The sequence below is a fragment of the Bacteroidales bacterium genome (assembly GCA_018334875.1).
GTDB lineage: Bacteria > Bacteroidota > Bacteroidia > Bacteroidales > UBA12077 > JAGXLC01.
Map to the genome: position 1 here is coordinate 1 of JAGXLC010000511.1, position 2,672 is coordinate 2,672.

Sequence of the window (2,672 nt, forward strand, 5' to 3'; positions counted from 1 at the left end):
AGTATTCAGGCCAGGCCAGACAAAAATCGGCTGCGATACCCGCTCCCATGGATGACCCGCAAATATGAGCTTTTTTGATGTCCAGATAATCTAAAAGGGCTTTTAAATCACCATGATGGCTATATTTTTCTTCCAAAACCGGCATGGCAGATTTGCCAAAGCCTCTTACATCATAGCGGACTACCTGAAAATTGCTGGCCAGAGCCATAAACTGGTCATTCCATTGTCTGCTGTCCACACCATTTCCATGTATCAAAACAATTGGCTGTCCCTTGCCGGCCATTTCATAGTATAGTTGTGTGCCGTTCACCTCAGCAATGCCTTGTTTAACTGAGGTTTTCGACTGATCCTGGCATGAAACGGCAATTGCCAGGATCATTATTGAATTTATAAAATTCATTTCTGCCAGTTTTCTTATTTCCCTTTGGAAGCGGTTTGAGTTGTAAATTGTATAGCGCCAATTTTTTGCATTAATCCAAGGCCATCATATTCTACCCAACCTTCCACGATTTTACCTTTATCGAAACGATATATGGCATTCACGGTAACAACTATCTTTTTTCCGGTTGGATTTGCGCCTGAAAATACTCCTGTATGTGTAGATGTATTCCTTAAACGGGCAACGACCTTGTCATCCTCGGCAATGAGGTCTTCCACTCCGTGGTGAAGGTCTGGGAAACCTGCACGGAATTGTGCATCGCTTTCTTTAAATGCCTTGGCACCTATTAACTCCGCACCTCCTGGCATATGCCAGATGCATTCAGCAGAGATGACCTCATCAGCAAATGAGGGATTACCCTTGTCCATTTCTGCCAATAACTGCCGGATCGTGGCTTTATTTTCCTCTTCAATGCTATTCGTGTCAGTTTTCTTCTGACAAGACATGGCTGTAAATAAGCCAAGCAATACAATTAAAATGACATAATTTTTCATGATTCTGTGGTTTTTATGGTTAATAGATGAAATTAAGTCTTAAAGATGATCTGAATAAGTTTTGTTATTCCACTTTAATCCAACTTCTCCAAAAATGTCTGAGGTATTTAATGTTACCTTCATTATCTCTATAGAATCCAATTTCAATTGGAAATCTGAAAGACGGAATTGAATAAGAAAAAACCCGATTGTCTAATGGCTTTAGCTCTATATCGCTTGAATTATTAAAATTCATAAATAATCTTCCGTTTTTTTCTTTGATCAATGCGAAGCGGGAATTTTTTCTTTCAAGAGAAGGGAATATATATTTTCCTGTAATTTCATTCCATTCTTCACTATCTGCTTTATAAGCAGGGTTGATAGGTTCTTCTTCTCCCAGAACCACTGTAAAAATATTTTTGAAAGAAGAGATTAAAAATTGTCCTGACATGTTGCTAATCACTATCATTGCAAATTGCTCTTTTGGTTCATAAATGAAATAACTCATTTGTGTGCCCGAGCCTCCATTACCAAAGAAATTTAAATCCCCATAATCAAATGTGAAGATTCCATATCCATAAGCATTATTGGGATAGTTCATAAACCCGTAATAATTTGCTGAAGTAGTATAATTTTTTGCATGAGGGTGACTCATTTCCTGAATCACATCTTCTTTAAATATTTTTTCCTGATCCAGGATACCCCCGTTCATCAAGCACAATGCAAGGCGTTCAAGGTCTTTGAGGTTGCTAAAAATTCCTCCTGCAGCCTGTTTAAGTGGTATATCGAATCGGCTGATTGCTGGTATGGCAGCCTTTTTTTTATAATCATAATAATGACCTACTGAAAATGATTTACATGCGACATCAAAAAAATTGAAGGTTGTATTTTGAAGATTCAATGGTTTGATAACCGCCTCATGGACTGCTTCGGGATAGGATTTGCCTGAAAGTTGCTTGATTAAAAGACCGATTAATGCATAGCCGGTATTTGAGTAAGAGAAAACCTCACCGGGTTTTGCAAATAATACGTTATCCCCATTTTGTTTAAAAAAATCAAAGATTGTGGTCGTATATTCAGTTTTTTTTGGATGATAATCGATCATCCCACTGGTATGGGTTAATAGCTGATGAAACGTTATTGAAGATAAACCGGGGGATAATCCCTGAATTACATTTCCAACAGAATCATGAGGGCTGAGACCAGCCTTCTCCAATTCAGTGAGAAGCGTTAATGCTGCAAATATTTTTGTAACCGAAGCAATTTGATATATAGTGGAATCAGTTAATTCTGTTTTGGTTTGTGAGTTTGCAAAACCAAAATGATTCTCATAAGCAATTTGATTCTTATTTATTATAGCAATTGCTGTACCTGGAACGTTAGCATCTTTCATCTCCCCAACAATAGAATTTTCAATAGTTGCAATCTGTTGTTGAGATAAAGATTGAGCTAATAAAACATGATGGCACATGCATATTAAAATAAACGACAGTGGAATCCTGATTTTTTTCATGGCGCTGGTTTTATCAATTAATTTTATTAATTTTTAGAGTTATTTTATTATAAATTGGTGATGAATTAATGAAAATGATTTTATGCACGAGGCGCTTAGCGGCTATTTTAGCTTTATGTAAGTTAATACGATATTGGTTATGCTTTTAGCCAATAAAGCCGCTTAGCGCCTTCCAGGCCTGGTTGATTATTTAGAATTAGGTTTCTATCGTAAAACGTTCAATGCAATAATCATCGCCCCTGAATAT

At 36.9% G+C, this 2,672-nt stretch carries 3 protein-coding genes; all 3 read right to left on the minus strand.

Annotation, left to right across the window (positions count from 1 at the left end; all coding sequences use genetic code 11):
* Window positions 1–400, minus strand: a 400-nt coding sequence (locus KGY70_20540) for an alpha/beta hydrolase (GenBank protein MBS3777594.1), incomplete at its 3' end; no start/stop codon positions are given.
* Between the two features lie 14 nt (window positions 401–414).
* Window positions 415–933 (minus strand): ester cyclase, encoded by a 519-nt coding sequence (locus KGY70_20545; protein MBS3777595.1) that lies wholly within the window; start codon window positions 931–933, stop codon window positions 415–417.
* Window positions 934–997: 64 nt separating this feature from the next.
* Window positions 998–2,425, minus strand: coding sequence for a beta-lactamase family protein (locus KGY70_20550; protein MBS3777596.1), 1,428 nt, complete (start codon window positions 2,423–2,425; stop codon window positions 998–1,000).
* Window positions 2,426–2,672 lie beyond the last annotated feature (247 nt).